Source organism: Paenibacillus sanguinis 2301083 = DSM 16941, assembly GCF_000374825.1.
Lineage (GTDB): Bacteria > Bacillota > Bacilli > Paenibacillales > Paenibacillaceae > Fontibacillus > Fontibacillus sanguinis.
On record NZ_KB895388.1, the window covers coordinates 38935 to 60889 of the forward strand.

General features: G+C 49.7%; 17 protein-coding genes. All 17 read right to left on the reverse strand.

Annotated features, from left to right (window positions below; all coding sequences use genetic code 11):
• Window positions 1–1098 (reverse strand): stage V sporulation protein E, encoded by a 1098-nt coding sequence (gene spoVE, locus C557_RS0117880; protein ID WP_018753253.1) that lies wholly within the window; start codon window positions 1096–1098, stop codon window positions 1–3.
• A 49-nt stretch (window positions 1099–1147) separates the two neighbouring features.
• Complete coding sequence (murD, locus tag C557_RS0117885; RefSeq protein WP_018753254.1) at window positions 1148–2572, reverse strand: UDP-N-acetylmuramoyl-L-alanine--D-glutamate ligase; 1425 nt, start codon at window positions 2570–2572, stop codon at window positions 1148–1150.
• A gap of 3 nt (window positions 2573–2575) precedes the next feature.
• The gene (gene mraY / locus C557_RS0117890; RefSeq protein WP_018753255.1) at window positions 2576–3541 is read right to left on the reverse strand and encodes a phospho-N-acetylmuramoyl-pentapeptide-transferase; all 966 of its coding nucleotides are present in this window, start codon (window positions 3539–3541) and stop codon (window positions 2576–2578) included.
• Window positions 3542–3564: 23 nt separating this feature from the next.
• Window positions 3565–4968: a UDP-N-acetylmuramoyl-tripeptide--D-alanyl-D-alanine ligase gene (locus tag C557_RS0117895; RefSeq protein ID WP_018753256.1), complete on the reverse strand. Its 1404-nt coding sequence runs from the start codon at window positions 4966–4968 to the stop codon at window positions 3565–3567.
• Window positions 4965–6455, reverse strand: a complete 1491-nt coding sequence (locus C557_RS0117900; protein WP_018753257.1) for a UDP-N-acetylmuramoyl-L-alanyl-D-glutamate--2,6-diaminopimelate ligase — start codon at window positions 6453–6455, stop codon at window positions 4965–4967. Before C557_RS0117900 ends, C557_RS0117895 begins: the two co-directional genes overlap by 4 nt.
• 99 nt (window positions 6456–6554) lie before the next feature.
• Window positions 6555–8507, reverse strand: a complete 1953-nt coding sequence (locus C557_RS0117905) for a stage V sporulation protein D (RefSeq protein WP_018753258.1) — start codon at window positions 8505–8507, stop codon at window positions 6555–6557.
• Between the two features lie 78 nt (window positions 8508–8585).
• Complete coding sequence (locus C557_RS0117910) at window positions 8586–10844, reverse strand: penicillin-binding transpeptidase domain-containing protein (RefSeq protein WP_018753259.1); 2259 nt, start codon at window positions 10842–10844, stop codon at window positions 8586–8588.
• Window positions 10845–10864: 20 nt separating this feature from the next.
• The gene (locus C557_RS23740; protein ID WP_018753260.1) at window positions 10865–11320 is read right to left on the reverse strand and encodes a hypothetical protein; all 456 of its coding nucleotides are present in this window, start codon (window positions 11318–11320) and stop codon (window positions 10865–10867) included.
• Entirely contained in the window at window positions 11321–12295 is a 975-nt protein-coding gene (gene rsmH, locus C557_RS0117920; protein ID WP_018753261.1) for a 16S rRNA (cytosine(1402)-N(4))-methyltransferase RsmH, read from the reverse strand.
• A 25-nt stretch (window positions 12296–12320) separates the two neighbouring features.
• The gene (mraZ, locus tag C557_RS0117925; RefSeq protein WP_018753262.1) at window positions 12321–12758 is read right to left on the reverse strand and encodes a division/cell wall cluster transcriptional repressor MraZ; all 438 of its coding nucleotides are present in this window, start codon (window positions 12756–12758) and stop codon (window positions 12321–12323) included.
• Between the two features lie 274 nt (window positions 12759–13032).
• The gene (locus C557_RS0117930) at window positions 13033–14301 is read right to left on the reverse strand and encodes an adenosylhomocysteinase (RefSeq protein WP_018753263.1); all 1269 of its coding nucleotides are present in this window, start codon (window positions 14299–14301) and stop codon (window positions 13033–13035) included.
• Window positions 14302–14311: 10 nt separating this feature from the next.
• On the reverse strand, window positions 14312–15952 hold the full coding sequence (gene bshC, locus C557_RS0117935; RefSeq protein WP_018753264.1) for a bacillithiol biosynthesis cysteine-adding enzyme BshC: 1641 nt from the start codon (window positions 15950–15952) through the stop codon (window positions 14312–14314).
• Window positions 15953–16103: 151 nt separating this feature from the next.
• Window positions 16104–17048: an ABC transporter ATP-binding protein gene (locus C557_RS0117940; RefSeq protein WP_018753265.1), complete on the reverse strand. Its 945-nt coding sequence runs from the start codon at window positions 17046–17048 to the stop codon at window positions 16104–16106.
• Window positions 17045–18040 carry an ABC transporter ATP-binding protein gene (locus tag C557_RS0117945; RefSeq protein ID WP_018753266.1) on the reverse strand — a complete coding sequence of 332 codons (996 nt, stop codon included), beginning with the start codon at window positions 18038–18040 and terminating at the stop codon, window positions 17045–17047. Before C557_RS0117945 ends, C557_RS0117940 begins: the two co-directional genes overlap by 4 nt.
• Before the next feature lie 12 nt (window positions 18041–18052).
• Window positions 18053–19015, reverse strand: a complete 963-nt coding sequence (locus C557_RS0117950; protein WP_018753267.1) for an ABC transporter permease — start codon at window positions 19013–19015, stop codon at window positions 18053–18055.
• 6 nt (window positions 19016–19021) lie between these two features.
• Complete coding sequence (locus C557_RS0117955) at window positions 19022–19954, reverse strand: ABC transporter permease (protein WP_018753268.1); 933 nt, start codon at window positions 19952–19954, stop codon at window positions 19022–19024.
• A gap of 205 nt (window positions 19955–20159) precedes the next feature.
• Complete coding sequence (locus C557_RS0117960) at window positions 20160–21869, reverse strand: peptide ABC transporter substrate-binding protein (protein WP_018753269.1); 1710 nt, start codon at window positions 21867–21869, stop codon at window positions 20160–20162.
• Between the last annotated feature and the right edge of the window lie 86 nt (window positions 21870–21955).

Sequence of the window (21955 nt, forward strand, 5' to 3'; positions counted from 1 at the left end):
TCACCTCGCATAACGGGATAAATTTAGTAGAATGCCGAGTGCCGTCAGCATCAGAGTCAGGGATGACCCTCCATAACTGATCAGCGGCAGCGTAATACCCGTCACCGGCATCATGCCAATGACTACGCCTATGTTAATGACAACCTGAACCGCCACCATGCCTACAATCCCGACTGCCAGGAGACTGCCAAATGCATCGTCAAGCGTCATGGCTACCCTCATGCCTCTCCAGACCAGGATCAGGAACAACAGCAGCACCAGCAGCCCACCGATGAACCCTAGCTCCTCTGTGAGGATAGAGAAGATAAAGTCGGTTTGGGGTTCCGGGACATAGCTGTATTTCTGCCGACTCATGCCGAGTCCCAAGCCAGCCAGGCCTCCGGGGCCGATGGCATACAAGGATTGAATAATTTGATAGCCTGCGCCGAGCGGGTCAGACCAAGGGTCCAGAAATGCGGTAATCCGCTGCAGCCGATAAGGCGCCGCAATGATCAAGCCGGCAAACCCGAGAACTCCGACAGCGGCCAAGCCAGCCAAATGTCGGATTCGTGCTCCCGCCGTAAAGACAATGAACAACGAAGCCCCAAGCATAACCGTCCCGGTACCCAGGTCGGGCTGAAGCATGATCAGGCCAAAGGCCAGTCCAATTACGCCAAGCGGAGGTAACAGGCCTCTCGTAAAATGAGTAATCCTGTAATCCTCCTTACTCAGCCAATAAGAAAGAAACAAGATCATGCCCAGCTTCATAAACTCGGAAGGCTGAATGCCAAAAGAGCTGATGCCAAGCCAGCTTCTTGCTCCTCCTCGCACGACGCCGATACCGGGAATAAGCACGGCGATCAGCAGCACAAAACATAGCAATAAGCCTATTTTTGCGTATTTTCGCAGTAAGCGGTAATCAAAGTTCATCATGAAGAACATAGCAGCCAAGCCAAGCACAGCAAACAATAGCTGCCGTTTCACAAAATAAAAAGAATCGCCATAATCATGGAAAGCGAGTACCGAGCCCGCGCTATACACCATCACGATTCCGATGGCGAGCAGCCCGAGGATGCTGACCATCATCCAAAAATCCGGCGCTGTACGGCCCTTGCCCATCGTGGATGCCACCTCTTAACAGAAAGTAGGGGCTTTTCCACCCCCCTACTTAAAGGGTATGCACCGCTTCTTTAAAAATGCGTCCACGCTCTTCATAGGAAGCGAACATATCCCAACTTGCACAAGCCGGTGAGAGCAACACAATGTCTCCACGGTCCGCCAGGGCCGCCGCCTCCTTCAGCGCGTTACGCAGCGTATCTGCGGCGCTGTCTCCATTATCGACCAGCACGATGCGGGATAGACCCGCCAGGGCCGCCACGTGTGCGATTTTTTCCTTCGTTTGCCCCAAAGCAACGATGGCTTTAAGCTTTGTTTTGAAGGCTGGCAGCAGCTCCATATAATCCGATCCGCGGTCCAGCCCCCCGGCGATCAGGACAATCCCTGCATGCAGGGCATCCAGCGCCATCAGGGTCGCTTTGGAATTGGTTGCCTTGGAATTGTTATAATATGTAACCTCATCCTTCACAGCCACAAACTCCAGCCGGTGCTCTACCCCCCGAAACGTGCGCAACGGCTCAGCCAACGCCTCTGGCGCCGCTCCTGCTGCAATAGAAATCGCCACTGCCGCCAGGGCGTTCTCAACATTGAATCTGCCGGGCAAAGCAATTTCATCCACGTTAACGATAGAACATACTTCCCCTTCGGCATCCCGGTAAATAATGCTTCGCGACAGCCCGTCCTCCTGCTCCGGCACATAGGGAGGATGTATATACACCCCTTCGGTTAGTAATTCCTCGCTCATCGAGAAGGGGATTAGCTTGGCTCGAAGGTAAGGAACCAGTTCCCGGCATGTGGAATCATCCCAGTTAATAACAGCCCGGTCCATCTCCCGTTGGTTGGCGAACAGCTTGGCCTTGGAAGAGACATAATCCTCTATCGTACCATGGTAGTCCAGGTGCGTCTCGGCTATATTCAGCAGGCACGCCACCTCTGGACGAAACTGGCCGGTCCCCTTCAACTGGAAGCTGCTGAGCTCGGCAACCAGCCAGTGCTCTGCGTCTGCTGCCTCTGCCGCTTCACAAAGCGGGGTACCAATGTTGCCCGCTACGATAGGATGCAGACCCGCGGCTTCCAGCATGCGGCCAACCCAGGTCGTCGTCGTGGTCTTGCCATTAGAGCCCGTTATGCCAATGATTGGCGCCGGGCTAAGCAGATAGGCAATTTCCACCTCAGTAACTACCTCAATACCTAACTCCTGGGCTTTAGCTACTGGAGGAGCCGTATAAGGAATCCCGGGATTTTTGACTACCAGGGCTACGCCTTCATGGATAAGCCCGTCTGGATGCCCTCCGCATACAACAGAAATTCCCAAAGCTTCCAGTTCGGATGCTTCGGGACATTGTTCCCTTTCCTTCTTATCGTTGACCGTCACAACGACACCGTGGCGATGCAACGTTTTGGCGACCTGAACGCCGCTCTTCGCAAGACCGAGAACGACAACCTTACGTCCCCGATATTCATCTGGATGCTTCATTAATTACAGCCCCTTGTTCAAGTAAAGTCCGATCACTGCCAAAATCAGGCCAGCAGCCCAAAACGTGACCACTACGCGCCACTCCGACCAACCCGACAATTCAAAGTGATGATGAATCGGACTCATTTTAAATACCCGTTTTCCCCGGGTTTTAAACGAGATGATCTGAATGACAACCGACAACATCTCGATAACGAAGATACCACCGATGACCAGAAACAGCAGCTCCGTTTTGGTAATAATCGCGATGGCTCCAATCGCCCCGCCAATCCCGAGCGAACCGGTATCGCCCATAAATACCTTGGCCGGATGAGCATTGAAGACGAGAAAACCCAATACCGCTCCGATCATGGCTCCCGCACAAACCGCTGCCGGCAGTGAAGTTACTTGCATCGCAACGACGGCGAATGCTCCCAGTGCGATCGCACTAACGCCGGATAACAGGCCGTCCAGTCCATCCGTAAAATTAACGGCATTCGTTACCGCAATGAACATAAATACGATAAAGGGATAATAAAACCAGGGCCCAAAATCGAGGGAAAGCTTTGTACCCGGGATGCCGATCGCTGTACTATGGCCTTCCGTAATCAGCAGAGCGCAGATGATACCGGCGAGCAGCAATTGCCCGATCATTTTCTGTGCGGGCGTTAGTCCCAGGGATCGTTTAAAGATAATCTTGATGTAATCATCCAGAAAACCAATTAACCCAAAGCCTAATGCAGCAACAAGAAGCACGTAGAAATCCGTGTTAACTACAGAGAATTTAAGATACGAGAGCGTAAATGCCAGTAGAATAATGATGCCGCCCATCGTAGGCGTACCCGCCTTCTTCTGATGGCTTTGCGGCCCCTCGCCGCGAATCTGCTGGCCGAACTTTAACCTTCTCAAGAGCGGGATAATTAACGGAGCCGAAATAACTGCCAAAATAAATGAAACGCCTATCGTTAATAGAATCAGTCCAAAATCCATGGGTCTCCCCCCTTTCGCCGGTGTTATGGTTGGTCTAGCTTGCTGAATTTGACGGCTTCAACGACCTCTTCGAGTCTCATGCCTCTGGAGGCCTTGACCAGGACGACATCTTGAGGGTGTAAATGTTCAATCAGCTTACCTATCAACTCAGACTTATCAGTATATGCATGGATGCTGCCGGGTGTCAAATGCTTCTGCGCCCCTCGGGCAATGTGCCCGGAAAGCGGGCCATAGGTGAACAGCAGATCCGCCTTGTCCGGCGTCAGGGAAGACCCAACCTCGTAATGATAGGCCTCTTCATCCGGCCCAAGTTCCAGCATATCCCCCAAAACAGCGATTTTCCGGCGATAGCCCTTCATGGTCCCCAGGACGCCAATCGCCGCCTTCATTGAGGTGGGACTGGCATTGTAGGCATCGTTAAGCACCGTAATTCCGCTCTCCCCGATCACCATTTCAATACGCATGCCCGTCAGCTCTGCCTCACCCAGACCCTCACGAATAAATGCTTCACTCACTCCATAGTGGCGAGCAATGGCAATAGCCGCTAAAGCATTGGATACGTTATGCTCTCCCAAGAGCGGCAGCTCCACAGGATCAGCCTGATCACCGGATGGCGTAAAGACCGTACGGTCGTCCAGGAACATGATTCCGGTCGGATACAGATCATTATATGGCGTCAAGCCGAAGGTCATGGTCTGAAGGAGCTCAGGCTTGGGCATATCTGGCTCTGCCAATACACCAGCAATAAGAGGCTCATCCCCGTTGTAAACAAGCAGCCCCCCTAGCTTCATCCCGGCCAGGATTTCCAGCTTGGCGCGAGCGATTTCCTCACGCGAGCCGAGCTGAAGCAGATGGGATTCACCAATGTTGGTTATGATGGCCGTTTCCGGCTCTCCCAACTTAGACAGCAGCTCAATTTCGCCGCGCCCGCTCATTCCCATCTCCAGTACAGCAATTTCCGTATCCTCCGGCATGGCCAGCAGCGTCAGCGGCAAGCCGATATGATTATTGTAATTGCCCTGGGTTTTATGGACTTTATACCTCTTGGACAAGAGGGCAAACACCAGGTCCTTGGTCGTCGTTTTCCCGTTGCTTCCAGTTATCCCTACTACCTTAACTCCGCTCTCCTCCCGGTAAGCCTTGGCGAGATTCTGGAGTGCGGCCAGCGTGTCCTCCACCAGGACAGCAGGTCCTGGCGGTGTTCCCTTCGATGACTCCCACAAGCAGGCGCTTGCCCCGGCCCCAAGACAATCTGCGGCGAAATGATGCCCGTCAAACCGCTCGCCCACGAGGGGAACAAAGAGGCAGCCCAACGTGATTTGCCGCGAGTCTGTGACGACTCCCTGAACGGAGAGTCCGGAATCCTCATTATTTTGTAGCTGTCCGCCGCACATAACGGCAATATCCCCTAAACTTTTCTTAATCACTTTGCCAAACCCCTTATCGCTTCTCTGGCTACAATTCGGTCATCAAAATCAAATACCTTGGAGCCGATCAATTGGTAGGTTTCATGCCCCTTCCCCGCAATCAATACTACATCCTCATGGCTTGCCATTTCAATAGCCTTCTGAATGGCCTTATGGCGGTCCACCACAAGCTCATAGTTAGCTTCAGGCACACCATCCTTAACCAGACCCTGTTCAATATCAAGCAGGATGGCATCCGGACTTTCCGTTCGCGGATTATCGGAGGTGATAATGACATGCTCCGCATATTTGGCTGCGATTTGCCCCATTAACGGACGTTTTGTACGATCCCGGTCTCCGCCGCAGCCAAAGACACAAATGACTCGGCCTTTGGCAAACTCATTAACGGTACGGAGTACGTTCTCCAGTCCATCCGGCGTATGGGCATAGTCCACAATGACAGCGAAGGGCTGTCCTTCATCGACCGCTTCCACACGCCCCTCGACTCCTTGAATCGCTTCAAGGCTCGCCTTGATTTGCTCAAGCTCGATTCCTTCCAGCAAGGCAGCCGAGATTGCCGCAAGGGCGTTATATACATTAAACTTTCCAACCATCTTCAAGGAGATGTCCGTGCTTCCGCGAAAAGTCTCTACATGAAACGAGGTTCCCTTGGCCGTGACGGAAATAGCAGATGCCCGTACATCCGCTTCATGATCCACTCCGTACAAAATCGTCTCCGCGGCTGTCTGCTTGGCAAAATAAGCGCTAGCCTCATCATCCGCATTCAACACCGCATAACTGCGCTTCTCAGAATCGTCGGCATACGTATTGCCTAGCCGTGAGAAGAACAACGCCTTGGCTCCCCGGTACTCCTCCATCGTCTTATGGTAGTCCAGATGATCCTGCGTCAGGTTGGTGAATATGGCGGTACGGAAGGCAGTGCCTTTCACCCGTCCCTGATGCAGAGCATGAGAGGAGACCTCCATCACGCAATACTCTCCGCCGGCTTCGGCCATATCATGCAGGTAGGACTGCAGCTCAAGCGATTCCGGAGTCGTCCCGGACATGGGGAATGTCTGCCCGGCAAAGCGACGTTGAATCGTACCGATCAGACCAGTCTTGCGCTGCTGATCCTGCAGGATACGCTCGATCAAATACGTCGTCGTCGTTTTGCCATTCGTTCCGGTAACCCCGATCACCTTCATACGCGAGCTTGGCGATTTGAAGTACACTCCAGCCAGGATCGACATGGCCACTCGGCTATCCTTCACCTTCAATTGCGGAAGCGGCAAGCCTTCCAGCCACCGCTCCACCACTAGAGCCGCTGCCCCCAGATCGGCAGCCTGCTGTGCATAATCATGACCGTCAACCGTATGTCCAGGCAGGCAGATAAACAAGTCGCCCTGCTGCACTCTCCGCGAGTCAATGACGATGCCCGTACATTCCGTGCTTTCGTCGCCCTGAATTTGTGATGCCATCAAATAAGTCGCCAATTCCTTAAGCTGCATAGATACCCCTCCGTTAAATTCAACAACGTTCTCTATGTCGATTCATAGAGCAATACACTCACTCTATATTATCACCAAATATTGCAAAGTTCAGGACATTTATTCACGGTGATTATGCAATGGTTCCACATCCGCTTCCTTGCCCATATAAATCCGGATCGTTGATCCTTTCTCTACCCGTGCTCCTGGCTTGGGGGCCTGATTAATGACCACGTTGCCGACTCCCGATTTAGCCAGATTAAAGTTCATATTCATATCCTCATAGATTTCCGCAGCGGTATGCCCGATCAGATCTGGCACGGTAACGACAGGAGTTTCCCCATACTTATATTTCTTGGCTACTTGCTGCTGGCGTGGAGGAATTTTCATATATTCCAACGCATCTTCCATGATATTGCGAACGATCGGGGCCGCCACCACCCCGCCGAACTGGATACCCTGGGGATTATCCACCGCCGTATAGACGACAATTTGCGGATCATCCGCGGGAGCAAAGCCTATAAAGGATACGATATGCTCGTTCGGAGAGTATCGTCCGTTGATAACCTTTTGTGCCGTCCCCGTCTTTCCGCCAACCCGGTAACCATCAATAAAGGCGTTACCTCCTGTGCCGTTGGCCACCACGCTTTCCAAGGCCGAGCGGACACGCTTGGAGGTCTCCTCCGAGATGACCTGACGCACCAGTTCCGGTTTGGCCTCAGAAACCACCTCGCCCGTCTCGGGATGGGTCCAGGCTTTCGCCACATAAGGCTTGTAAAGCTTGCCTCCATTAATTGCCGCAGACACCGCCGTTATTTGCTGAATTGGCGTTACGGATACACCTTGGCCAAATGAAGTCGTTGCCAGCTCCACCGGACCCACCTGAGACAGCTTGAACAGAATTCCGTTCTCTTCCCCGTTTAGGTCAATCCCCGTTTTACTGCCAAACCCGAAGTCGCGAATATATTCAAACAGCTTTTCCTTGCCTAGGCGCTGTCCCAATGCTACAAAGCCGGGGTTGCAGGAATTCTCCACCACCTGCAAAAAGGTTTGACTGCCATGTCCGCCCTTCTTCCAGCAGCGAAGCGTCGCTCCCCCTACCTTTACATATCCCGGATCAAAGAACCGGTCATTCAGCAAATCAACCTTTTTCTCCTCCAGGGCTGCCGCCAGTGTAATAATTTTGAAGGTGGAGCCCGGCTCATAAGTCATCCAGATCGGCAAATTCCGATTGTACACCTCGGCATCATATTCCTGATAGGCTCCCGGCTCGTAACCCGGTCTGGCTGCCATACCCAAAATCTCGCCAGTCTGGGGATTCATCGCGATTGTCAAGGCCGAGTCGGCTTGAAGCCGATTCATGGCCTGATCCAGCTCACGTTCAACAATGCTTTGAACCGTCTTATCGATGGTCAACGTCAAATTGAGTCCATCCTTTGGCTCCATGTATTTCTCCGAAGAACCCGGCATCAGACGTCCACCCGCATCCGACAAATAAGAGACACTTCCATTCATTCCGCTAAGCAGCTTGTCATACTTGCTCTCTACCCCGGTTAACCCTTGGCTGTAGCCGCCGGTGAACCCCAGAATATGAGCCGCCAACCCGCCAAACGGATAATAACGTTTGTTATCCTCTGCGACAACAATGCCCGGCAGAGCCAAATCACGAATTTGCTGCGCTTTCTCCATCGTAATTTTGCGTCCGCCGGGCTGAAGTCTGACTATAGATTGTCTCTTGGTGATTGTTTTGAAGATGCTGTCCTCACCCATGTCCAGCAGAGGAGCCAGGCTCTTGGCCGTCTGCTCCGGGTCCTTGATTTGTACCGGTATAGCCATAACGGTTGGTGTCGTAATATTGTAAGCGAGCACATTGCCACTGCGGTCGCTGATCTCTCCTCGCTTGGCGGAATAAGGAATATTGCGGCGCCACGAGTCCTCCGCCTTGGCAGACAACTCGGCCCCCTTCCCAATCTGCACATAGGCCAGTCGCACGATAAGCGCCGTAAACAACAAACACAGTATCATCAAGAGCCAGAACAATCTTCTTCTGACAGTAAGCTTGGAAATTTTCACAGGTTGCCCTCCTATCTACCCTGACACATGAATGTTCTCATCTCATGAGTATTCAGGACAACCTGGGGTTAGAACAAGCTACGGAGAGTCTCCGCCAGTAACCTCATTCTCTGTATTTACTGCTTCATCTGTCATCTCTTCCTGTCCCTGCTCACCGTCAGAAGCCTGCTCGTCTTCGCCGTTCTCCTCCTGGTCCGGAGGTCTCAGTGTCAACTCAACCTTTCTTCCGCCATTGTCTTCAATCACTTGCTGAGATACCACGTATCCTTCTCCATGGGCTGTAACCGGAATCTGTAAAATGGAGAGCAGCTCCACGGCATCTCTGAGCGATTCGCCTTGAAGATTAGGCACATTGATGGCTGCCCCCTCCTCTGTCAGTAAATAGACGAACTGTCCAGATTTCAAGGTGCTGCCCGCTTTCGGGAACTGGGAGATGACTTCCGTCCCCTTACCCAGCGTAGCATAAGAGATTTGCTCGTCTGCCAGCTTGTTCTTCGCGTCGAGCACAGCCAATTTTTTGAGGTCCGGTACTTTACGTGCTGTGCTGACCTTCCCCGAGCCCTTTGATGCATCGCCTTCCGTGCTCTTCGGAACGCCCATGTATTGAAGTGTCTTGCCCACGATCTCCTTAAATACCGGCGCTGCTGCCGTCCCCCCGCCTAGCTCCGAGTCCCTGGGTTCATCAATCAATACGATGATGGCAATCTTCGGATCATTTACTGGAGCGTAACCTATAAAGGAAACAACCTGCTTCGTATAATCGTATACCCCTTTGACCGGCTTGATAGCCGTCCCCGTCTTTCCGGCAATTCGGTAGCCTTCGATGTAGGCATGACGTCCTGTACCGATCTCGCGGTCTGATACGACCTGCTCCAGGTACCCCCCCACTTCCTTCGCTTTTTCAGGAGTGAGTACTTGACGAATTACTTTGGGTTCGATATTGACAGTTTCTCCGGTCTGCGTATTTGTGATCGATTTGACAATATGAGGCTCCATCAGCCGCCCGCCATTGGCAATCGCCGATACAGCCACAATCTGCTGCAACGGGGTAACCAGGAGCTTGCCATGACCATAGGCCATCGCTGCATAGTCAGCCTGCTGAACCGGATTCACAATCCCTTTGGACTCGCCCGGCAGCTCAATCCCGGTTTTTTGACCAAAGCCAAACTGGTCTACATAGGATTTCAAGCGCTCCGGACCCAGCATCTCATAGCCCAGCTTGACAAAGGCTACGTTACTGGACCGCTTGATCCCTTCCAAATAACTGATTTCGCCCCATCCCGATCTTCTCAAGTCATGGATAGTTTGTCCCGGGACCCGAATGCTCCCCGATCTGTATGTGGCGTTCGGATTCAACAAATTCTCCTCAATCGCTCCGGCCAAGGTGATAATCTTGAAGGTCGAGCCTGGCTCATAAACCGACTTGATGGCATGATTGTAAAAATTCTTCTGGTCCACATCCATCCAATATTCATTGGGATCATAGGTAGGCATATTGGCCATGCCCAGAATCTCCATGGTATTCGGGTCAGCCGCAATGACGGTCATACTGATAGGCTGCAGCTTGGCAAAGGCCTCTTGCATTGCCTTCTCAATATAATATTGAATAGTGTAATCTATCGTCAGCTTCAGATCATCGCCGTTCTTAACCGGCGTATAGATTTCGCTGGCTTTCGGAATTTCAATTCCCCGGCCATCGCGTTTATATTCTAGCGATCCATCCGTGCCCTGAAGCTGTTCATCGAAGTAAGCCTCCAGACCCGAGACTGCATTGCCCTCTCGATCCGTGTACCCCAATACATGAGCAGCCAGACTATGTTTAGGATAATACCTTTTTTGGTCCTTAATCAGATAGATGCCAACATCTTCCAGATTCTTATGCTTTTCCTTTAATTGATTAATGAAGACCTGCACCTGATCCCGTAATTCCTGGTCAATCTTCCAGCCTTCGTTACGCACCTCGCGCTGGGTATAATAACCACTGCCATCGGGTTTTTGCGCGCCGATGATATCCCGCAGCTCGTTTTCGCTTTTGCCAAGCACCTTGCTAAGCCCTGTGGCAATCTCGTCCTGAAGCTGATATTCATTAATAATTTTGGGATTGACAGCTACCGTATACGCCGGGGCATCCACCGCCAGCACATCCCCGTTCCGGTCTGTAATCGTGCCCCGCGTGGCCGGCAGCGCCTTTTTGGTGGACCAGAGCTTCTCCGCATGCTCTTGCCAGAAATCCGCCTGAACGACCTGCAGCCAGAATACTCTGCCCATCAATACACCAAAAAAGAGGGTAATAATCCCCCCTATGAGCAGTGTCCGAAGCTTTATTCTCTTAATCATGGCATAACCTCTTTTGACTTTTATTTCTTAGCGGTAGTTACACTATCCGCAGTTTTTGTCTCCTCATTGTCAGCGACCTGACTATGATCCGTGTTCGTGTTTTCCGGAACCTGAACATGCAGCCCCTCAACTTCAGGCTGAACATACCCCAGCTCATTTATCGCTCTCTCCGGAATTTGCTCTTCCAGCTTCTGCTTCTGAATGGACAGTTCCTTAATTTCGGTAGTGATGGCCTGAACATCAGTATTCAAATTGAACATTTGACGCTTGATATTGTAAAGCGCCACATTTTGCCATAAAATAGCTGCCATGACAGCTACGCAAAACATAACTGTAAACATGTACAGCAATTTCTCCCTAACCGGCAACGGGGGGCGGCGCGTGACCACCTTGGTCGTTTCCCGATAACGCTGTGAGGGGCTGTTGCGTTTCGATTGTTGTTCCTGAACTGCTAAATTTCCCCGTGTATATGCCATCTACATTTCCTCCACTAAAGTTTGCAATTTCTCCGCCACGCGCAGCTTGGCTGAGCGGGCCCGCGAATTACCAGATAGCTCCTCTTCCGAGGGCACGATCGGCTTGCGATTAATTAATTTGATCGTACCTTTCCCCCCACATACGCACATTGGAAAGTCCGGCGGACAAGTACACTTCTCCACATATCCGGCAAAAATTTGCTTGCAAATGCGATCTTCCAAGGAATGGAACGTAATAACGGAGACTCGACCTTCCGGAGCCAAACAACGAATGGAAGCATGAAGTCCTTCCTCAAAGGCGCCCAGTTCGTCATTCACCGCAATACGCAAGGCCTGGAAGCTCCGCTTGGCCGGATGCCCGCCTGTTCGCCTTGCCGCTGCCGGAATTCCTTCTTTAATCAGTTCGACAAGTTGCTCCGTAGTGTCAATTGAGCCCTGCTCACGCCGTTCAGTAATCACCTTGGCAATTCGTCTTGAAAATTTCTCTTCCCCATATTGGAACAAAATACGAGCAATTTCACGTTCGGGCCATTCGTTAATAATCTCCCAAGCTGTTAATGAAGCGGACTGATCCATCCGCATATCCAGCCTGGCATCTGCATTATAGCTAAATCCGCGCTCTCCCTCATCGAACTGAGGAGAGGACACACCAAGATCAAACAATATTCCATCGACCTGAGGAACCCCGTCTTGCTGCGGGATGCCATCAATCTCCAATAGCTTCTGCTCTAAATAACGAAAATTACTCCTAACCAATGTCAGTTTGTCTGCATAAGAAGACAATCGTTCTCTGGCATGATCCAGCGCCCAATCGTCCTGATCAAAGGCTATAAGCCTTCCTCCAGAGCCGAGCTTGGATAAAATCACCGAACTATGCCCACCGCCTCCCAGCGTACAATCTACATAAATACCGTTCGGCTTGATGCGCAGCCCTTCTGTCGCTTCTTCTTTGAGTACCGTGATGTGATGGAACAAGACCTACGCCTCCAAACCTTAAGTGTTAAAGATCAAAATTGAAATCCACAAGCTTCTCGGCAATTTCGTTGAACGTATCCTCTGACTGCTGAAAATATTGCTCCCAGGTATTTTTGCTCCAAATTTCTACCCGGTTCGACACGCCCAAGACGACACAATCCTTCTCCAGCTTGGCGTATTGTCTTAAATTGCCCGGCAGATTTACCCTTCCCTGCTTATCCCATTCGCATTCTGTAGCACCAGAGAAAAAAAACCGGGTAAACGCCCGTGCATCGGATTTCATCAGCGGCAAAGCCTTCAGCTTCTGCTCCAGCACTTCCCACTCCTGCGAGGGGTAAACAAATAAGCACTGGTCCAGACCGCGGGTAACAACGAAAGAGTTGCCGAGGAGGTCACGAAACTTAGCCGGGATAATAATCCGGCCTTTATCGTCAATGCTATGTTGGAATTCCCCCATAAACATTGTGCCTCACCCCTTACCTCTTTCCCCCACTTTGCACCACTTTACACCACTGTAATAAGTAACTATTCTGCATAGAGCGTTAAATTCCTTCTAATGTTCATAATTTTTTTTAAACAAAGAAGGGCGAGGATATTTTTCAACGACAAAAAAGGCTAGTCTACACAGATATCCTCTGCGGACTAGCCCTGCCTAAGTCTATTTATTTAACCCCTGCCTGACAGTCTACTCCTCGAACAGCTTCGTTCTGGGAAGACGACTTTTTGAACAACCTCTATTAGTGCTCCTGCCAGCTATCAAGATATGCTCGTTGCTCTCCGGACAAGACGTCGATGTTTAGCCCCAAGCTCTCCAGCTTAAAGCGAGCCACCTGCTCATCCAGTTCATAAGGTACATTCACCACAGTATTGCCGATTTGCTCATATTGATCATTCACATATTTCAGCGACAGTGCCTGCAGCGCAAACGTCATATCCATAATTTCGGCAGGATGTCCATCGCCTGCTGCCAGATTGACCAGACGGCCTTCTGCGAGTAAATAGACTTTGCGACCATCCTTGAGCTGATACTCTTCAATATTGCGGCGCACCGTGCGCACAGAGGAAGAACGCTGCTGAAGTTCAGGCTTATTGACTTCCACATCGAAATGACCTGCGTTAGACAATAATGCCCCATCCTTCATTACATCGTAATGCTCACCCCGAATGACATCACGATTTCCGGTGACCGTCACGAAAAAATCGCCAATCTTGGCCGCTTCCAGCATCGGCATCACTTGGAAGCCATCCATATAAGCCTCTACCGCTTTGATGGCATCTACTTCTGTAACTACAACATTCGCTCCCAGACCCTTGGCCCGCATAGCAACTCCTTTGCCGCACCAGCCATAGCCTACTACAACAACCGTCTTGCCGGCAACCACCAGATTTGTCGTACGGTTGATGCCATCCCATACCGATTGACCTGTGCCATAGCGGTTATCAAACAAATATTTGCAATATGCATCGTTAACAGCAACCATTGGGAATTTTAATTGCCCTTCCTTATCCATCGCCTTCAAGCGTAAAATGCCTGTAGTTGTTTCCTCAGCTCCTCCCCGCACTTGAGCCAGGAGGTCTGGACGCTCAGAATGTAGTGTGGACACCAAGTCGCCCCCATCGTCAATAATCAGATCCGGCTTTGTCTCCAGTGCCTTGATTAATAACGATTTGTATTCCTCGGGCGACGGATTATACTTGGCGAACACGGTAACACCGTCCTCTACCAAGGCTGCACAAACATCATCCTGAGTAGACAACGGGTTACTCCCGGTAATCGTCACCTCTGCTCCACCCGCTTGTACGACCTTGGCCAGATAAGCTGTCTTGGCCTCCAAATGAAGGGAAATGGTGACCTTGAGTCCTTTAAATGGCTGCTCGGCTTCAAATTGCTTGCGTACCCGATTGAGCACAGGCATATGAGCCTCTACCCAATCAATTTTCAAGTGTCCTTCCGGAGCAAGCTTCAAGTCAGCAATAACGCTGTTCTGAATAGCTGTTGTGCTCATCATATTCCTCCTATAAATAAATAATGCGATGCTTTCCAGTCTCGTTATATGAAATATCCATCAGATCATCAATCCAGTCAAGTCCAAACCGATTGAGATAATAAAAGATATTGTAGACTCTTTCTTGCGGCTTATTCAAAGGAAACAAGGATAATTCAATTCGGTCAAAATGACGAAGGCCAGTGTCATGATTTCTGGCAAGGGCATCCTTTGTCTTGCCCCGCAAATAATTCATCTGCTCGATAATCTTGTCGCGATTGACGACTCCAAGCTTATGTAGGCCAGTATCAATACCCGATAATTGCTCAATAAGCGGGTTGTACATGTCCGCAAACGCTCTAATCACTTCATCAAACCGAGGATCGGTTTGCAACTCATCCTGAGCGGATAACCAAGCCTCACGCTTCTGCCGAAAATCCTCTCGTTCCTTCACATCATTCCACTTTATTCCGTATTTGTTCATATATTTTTGCACCGTTGGTTCTATAACCGTGAACGATTCACGAGGAAGCAGCAGCGGCATGCGCAAGCCCAGCTTACGAAAGGCACGCCGAGTCAGTGCCCAATACGAAATCTCTCCGGGCCCCAGCACCGCAGCCAGCACCGGCAATACGCTGTCCTGCATCAACGGCCGGGTAAGCACATTATTACTAAAGCGTTCCGGATATTTGCGCAGCTCGCTCAATAATTCTTCCTGAGAGAAGGACACTTTTCTCTTACGGTCACTGTAACGGCCTGACTGCTTAAAGAGCAACCGACGTTCGTGTCCATCAACATAAAATAAATTAGCTCCATTCTCTGATACCTCGGCCGCGGGGCTGTATCCCAATTCGGCCATATCACGGACGGCATTGAAATATGCACCTTCCAGTTCATCGTTTTGAGCAATGATTGCCTCAAAAACGGGAAGCTCCAGCCGCCGCAGCTTGGGATCTGCTGAATCCATCAGTATCAATCCATATTTGCCAAACAAATTTCCCATCAATCGGGCAAACATCTCACTCAGACTGGAGGCCTGCTTGCCTTGCAGTTGATGCAACATAGCCAGTAATTCTGCTTTGAACTCACTATCCGGAAGCTGTTGTTCCAATTCGGCAACCGCTTGCTGCCAGTCCTCCGGGCTGACATTCGTATAACTGACAGGGCGCCGATCCACGGCATCACGATGGACTCGAATCCGGCGGACCTGCAGCTCGGGAGACAAAAAATAAGAATGATTCACTTCATCCCAATCATGATCTTCCCCTGCAATCCAGAATACCGGCACCACGGGACGCTTCAAATCGGCTGATGCTTTCTTTGCTGCCTTGATTACCGTGAGTGCCTTATAAATAACCAGTAGCGGCCCGGTAAACAACCCGCTTTGCTGACCACCCACAATAACGGCCGCTCCAGGCTGTTCCAGATCAGAAATCGCCTGTTCCACAGCGGGATGCGGATTGAACCGGCGATTGTACTCGCGCAGATAAGCAGCCAACTCAATTCGTCCAATACGCGTATGCTCGGATTCATCCAGCCATGCCGCACGCTTGCTCCAACTCGCGGACTGAGCCGGATCACTCTCATATAGCAACTCAACTGCCGAAAACTGATTTACATATACCTCAGCCAGCGGTTGAGCGGATGATAGTTGCTCTTGAACCACATTCATCAGGTCAAATCCTCCTGTTCTCCATCAAGCCCTTCTTGATTGTACCGGATGTCCAGCCGCTCCGTCAAAGAACTTCTAACTTTTTGTAACCTTGGACAAAAAAACTCCCGTAGCCATACATTTGGCTGCAGGAGTTTACTTCTATATTACATCAGGCTTTTTTTGGCATCGATACGAAATGTCCCTTGGACACCTCGACAAGCTCGGAATTATCCAGATCAAACAGTCCGCTGCCAGCGTTGCCATCTTTCGAGCTGATCGGTCCACTTGCTGTATCCTCCAAGTGAATCCGCTTCTTGTTAGCCTCGACTTCCGGGTCGGGGATCGGAATCGCTGACAAGAGCGTCTTCGTATAAGGATGCATTGGATTGGCGTAGAGTTCTTCACTTTCGGCCAGTTCCACAATCCGTCCCATATACATCACAGCAACACGGTCACTGATATGCTTAACCATGGACAGGTCATGGGCGATGAACAAATAAGTCAAACCAAGACGATCCTGCAAATCCTCAAGCAGGTTAACCACCTGGGCTTGAATGGATACGTCCAGCGCCGAGATCGGTTCATCACAGATGATAAATTTGGGATTTACCGCAAGTGCACGGGCAATCCCGATCCGCTGACGTTGGCCCCCGGAAAATTCATGCGGATAACGGGTAGCGTGGTCAGGATTCAAGCCGACCAAATCAAGCAATTCCTCTACACGTCTCTTACGTTCGGCACGCGAGCCCGCCATCTTATGAATATCCAGAGCCTCACCGATAATATCCGTAACGGTAAACCGTGGATTTAGCGAAGCATAAGGGTCCTGGAAGATCATTTGCATATCCCGGCGCATGGCCTTCATCTTGCGAGGCGACAATTGATTGATGTCAACACCGTTGAACCGAACGCTGCCGCCGGTTGGTTCATAGAGGCGAAGAATCGTACGACCGGCGGTGGATTTACCACAGCCGGATTCACCCACCAAACCTAATGTCTCGCCTTCGGCGATGGAGAAGCTGATGTCATTCACGGCCTTCAATACGTTGCCGCCTCCGACATTAAAATATTTCTTTAAGCCTTCAACCTCAATCAAGGTTTTCCCATTACTCATGACGACTGTACCTCCTTGGCCATCGGATGCAGATCCCAGCAGCGGGCCAGGTGCGAATCGCTAAACACGGTGGCTTCCGGATCAATGCGTTCACAAATCTTCATGGCATGATCACAACGGGCTGCAAAAGGGCAACCAACCGGCGGCTTGATCAAGTCAGGCGGTGTACCGATAATCGGAATCAACGGCTCCCCCTTCTTCTGATCGAGGCGCGGCATAGAACGCAGCAAGCCCTTGGTGTACGGATGCTGCGGATTTTTAAAGATTTCCCATTTCGTACCGGTCTCTACCACTTCACCAGCATACATGACGATAACGCGGTCACACATCCCGGCAACCACACCGAGGTCATGGGTAATCAGAATGATAGAAGTACCCAGACGGGCCTGCATTTCTTTCATAACGTCCATGATTTGTGCCTGAATCGTTACGTCAAGCGCTGTTGTAGGTTCGTCCGCTATCAACAGTGCAGGACGGCAAGCGAGGGCAATCGCAATCATAACGCGCTGACGCATGCCCCCGGAAAATTCGTGAGGATATTGTTTAAAGCGAGCCTCAGCATTTTTGATGCCAACAAGCTTGAGCATTTCTATAGCTTGCTTTCCAGCTTCGGCCGCTGACATATTCTGATGTTTGATTAACACTTCAGTAATTTGCCGGCCCACCCTAATCGTAGGATTGAGGGAAGTCATAGGGTCCTGAAATATCATGCCAATATCTTTACCGCGGATGGATTCCATATGCTTGTCGCTTGTTTTCAACAGGTTTTGCCCTTGAAAAATAATTTCACCTTGCTTAATGATAGACGGAGGGGACGGAATCAAGCGCATGATCGTTTGGGCCGTGACACTTTTGCCACTGCCGGATTCGCCGACGATCGCAACCGTTTCGCCTTTCCCCACTTCAAAGTTCATCCCGCGAACAGCCTTAACCTCTCCACCGTTCACTTGGAAGGAAACATGCAAATCTTTAACTTGTAAAATCGGCTCCAATCTTTCCACCCCCTATTTTTTCAATTTTGGATCAAGCGCGTCACGAAGACCGTCGCCGAAGACGTTAAATGCAAGCATGATCAAACTGATCAAGATAGCCGGGAACAACATCCGCCATGGATAGTACAACCAGCCGGTCAAGGCATCGTTAATCATCGAACCGAGGGAAGCAATTGGAGCTTGCACGCCCAGTCCGAGAAAGCTTAAGAATGCTTCAGAGAAAATAGCATTCGGCACAGACAAGGTCACGGTAACGATGATTGGTCCAACCGCATTCGGCAACAAATGGCGGAACAACAAACGTCCCGAGCCAGCCCCCATTGAACGGGAGGCCAATACAAATTCGCGATTTTTAAGTTGCATGATCTCACCGCGTACAATCCACGACATATTAATCCAACCTGTAATGGTTAAGGCCAGTATGATCGTTCCAAGGCTTGGCTCCAGCACAACCAGCAACAAGATCGTAACGAGCAAATAAGGAATGGAATACAGGATTTCAGAGAACTTGTTCATAATTTCATCCACACGTCCGCCAAAGTACCCCATAATCCCGCCATATATTACGCCGATCAGAAGGTCGATACAAGCAGCAGCCAAACCAACGATAAGGGAAATTCTTGCCCCCATCCAGGTACGGATGAACATGTCGCGTCCAAGATCATCTGTTCCGAACCAGTGCGCAGCCGAAGGGCCTTTGTTCGTATTCAGCAGATCGTTGGAATAATAGTTATAACCGTAAATTTTACCAACCAGCCACGGAGCAATCCAGGCTGCTAACACAACTAATATCAAGATGACCAATGCAGTCATGGCCAATTTATTCTCACGCAAACGTTGCCAAGCATCACGCCACGCTGAAATACTCTCGCGTTGAATAACCTCTGCTTCCTTCTCATCTGTTCCGATCTTGCGGAAATCCTCAGGTCTCAGGTCGGCCGGAGAAGGCATCACTTTCATCGGGTTCGTATCCATACTCCGTTAGCCCTCCTTCCCTTTTGTAAGCTTAATCCGAGGATCCACGAACACATAAGCAATATCCGTGATAAAACGGGCCAGCATAAGCAAAATACCGTAAAAGATTGTGATCCCCATGATGATGGGATAATCCCGCCCGCTAATCGCTTGCACAAATTGTTTCCCGATACCGCCAATACCGAAGATTTGTTCAATAACAACCGAGCCAGTTACGATATTGGCCGTCATTGGCCCCATATAAGTAATGACCGGCATAATCCCGTTCCGAATGACATGACGGGACAAGATAGCCATCCAGCCCAATCCTTTAGCTTTAGCTGTCTTGATGTAATCAGCGTGTAATACTTCCAGCATGCTTGAACGGGTCAGACGCGCGATAAACGCAATAGGTTGTGCCGTCAAAGCCGCCACAGGCAAGACATAGTACAAGGGCCCTTTAAAGCCCATGGTCGGCAACCAGTGTAGCTTGGACGCAAATACATACTGCAACAACGATGCAACTACAAAGCTTGGCACCGCAATCCCCAGCACCGCAAGCACCATCGCGGCATTATCGATTAACTTGCGATGATACAACGACGCCAGCATACCGAGCAGGACGCCAACCACTACCGCTACAACAATAGCTACCAATCCAAGCTTCAGTGAAGCGGAGAAGGTTTGACTGATAATTTTCGATACATCCTGGTTAATCATCTTCATGGAAATACCGAAGTCACCTTGTACAACATCACCCAGGTACTTAAAATATTGTTGATAAACGGGCTTGTCCAGACCGTATTGCTCATACAGACGTTCTTGAATCGCAGCGGGTACCTTTTTCTCCGATGTAAAAGGATCGCCCGGAATGGCTTTCATCAGAAAGAAGGTGGCTGAGATCAAAATAAACAGCGAGACCAACATGTAAAAAAACTTATTAGCTACATAACGTACCACGCCCGTCCACACCTCCTCAACTCAAAATTTTCGACACAAATCGATTTTAGGTGAAAAAACTCACTTTGTCTATTCCATATATTTGTACAAAGACAAAATAGCTGGAAGTAGACCACACACAAAAAAAACGGGATACATATGGAATACCCACATATATATCCCGAAATCTCTATTCAATTTATTGACGTTCAGCCGCTCTCACGGATTATTGCTCAGTAAGGTAAGCACGAGAGTAATCGACCGCACCGCTAAAGTCAAGCTGTACACCCTTCAAGTAAGGTTTTGTAGCCGATACGTTAGTGTAGTAGTAAATCGGCATCAATACTTGCTCATCACCAATAAGAATTTGTTCTGCCTTTTTAAAGTTTTCTTGCCGTTTTGCCAGATCTTCCTCACCTTTTGCTTCTTGAATCAGTTTGTCGTACTCTGCATTCGAGAAGAACGCATCATTGTTGCCACCATCAGTTACCCACATGTCCATGAAGGTCATTGGATCATTGTAGTCAGCTGTCCAGCCTGCACGTGCAACTTGATAGTTGCCGCTTTGGCGGTTCCCAAGGAACACAGCCCATTCCTGGTTTTCAGTTTGTACGTCAACACCCAGATTCTTTTTCCACATGTCCGCGACAGCCAAAGCGATTTTCTTATGTGCTTCACTGGAGTTATAGATCAAAGTAATTTCAGGCAATGTTGTGTAGCCTGCTTCTTTCATACCTTCTTCAAGCAGCTTTTTGGCTTCTTCAACATTTTCGGTAAAGTAATCGTCTTTGTTCTCTGTACGGAACTCATCTTCCAGTCCCTTGATACCCGGAGGAACAAAACCAAAGGCAGAAACCTGTCCACCCAAAGTTACGTTATCAACAATCGCTTGACGATCAATCGCCATGGAGAACGCCTTACGGATTTTTGCATTATCGAAAGGTTTAGCTGTTACGTTAAATTCATAATAGTACGTACTTGCAATCCCTTTAATTTGCAATTCGTCTTTTAATTGATCTTTCAGAATTGGAATTTGATCGGTTGGGATTTCACCATTAGGGTGACCTGCACGATCCAATTCTCCGTTTTGGTAACTTGCCAGCTCAGTAGCACTGCTGTTAACCAAAGACATATTAATTTTGCTCAGCTTGATGTTGTCTTTATCCCAATAGTTTTCATTTTTAGTCAACTCAATCGTTTGACCTTTAATCCAGCTTGTCAAGGTAAATTCGCCGTTCACGATCATTTTGCTTTGATCAACAGCCCATTTCGCATCATCCTTAACAGATTGATGTACCGGGAAGAGCGTATAGAAAGATGTCAGACCAAGGAAATAAGGAGTAGGTGCAACCAATTCTACTTCAAGTGTGTGATCATCCACTGCTTTTACACCAACTTGACTAAAATCAGTTACTTTTTCTTTATTATATTCTTCTGCATTTTTAATGTAATACAATTGGTAAGAATATGGAGGTGCCGGAGTTGTCTTCGGATTGAGCACACGTTCCCAGGCAAACACGAAGTCATTGGCCGTTACAGGATCGCCGTTGCTCCATACCGCATCCTTACGAAGATGGAAGGTGTATTTGGCACCGTCAATATCCCAGCTTTCAGCAGCTGCAGGAACGGATTGACCGGACTCATCCATACGAGTTAATCCATCATACATCAAGTTCAAGACAGTGTTAGCTTGGCTATCTTGAGCTTGGCCAGGGTCGAAAGTTGGCGGTTCAGCACTCAAGTTGATTCTAAGCGTTTGGTCGGCAGCCAGTTTTTCTTCACCGCTGTTTCCACTATCAGTGGCCGTATTGTTGCCTCCGTTTGCTGCGTCGCTATTAGTAGCACCATTTCCGCCATTCGATCCGCAAGCGGCAAGCAAAGTGCCCACTGCAAGAACGAGCGTCAGAAGAAGCAAAAGACTTTTGTTCTTCTTCATCTAGCAATTTCCCCCTTAAAATATTGTGGTATATGTTTTTAGATTATACAACCAGCGGTCAAAAAAATCCAACACAAATTTTAAGA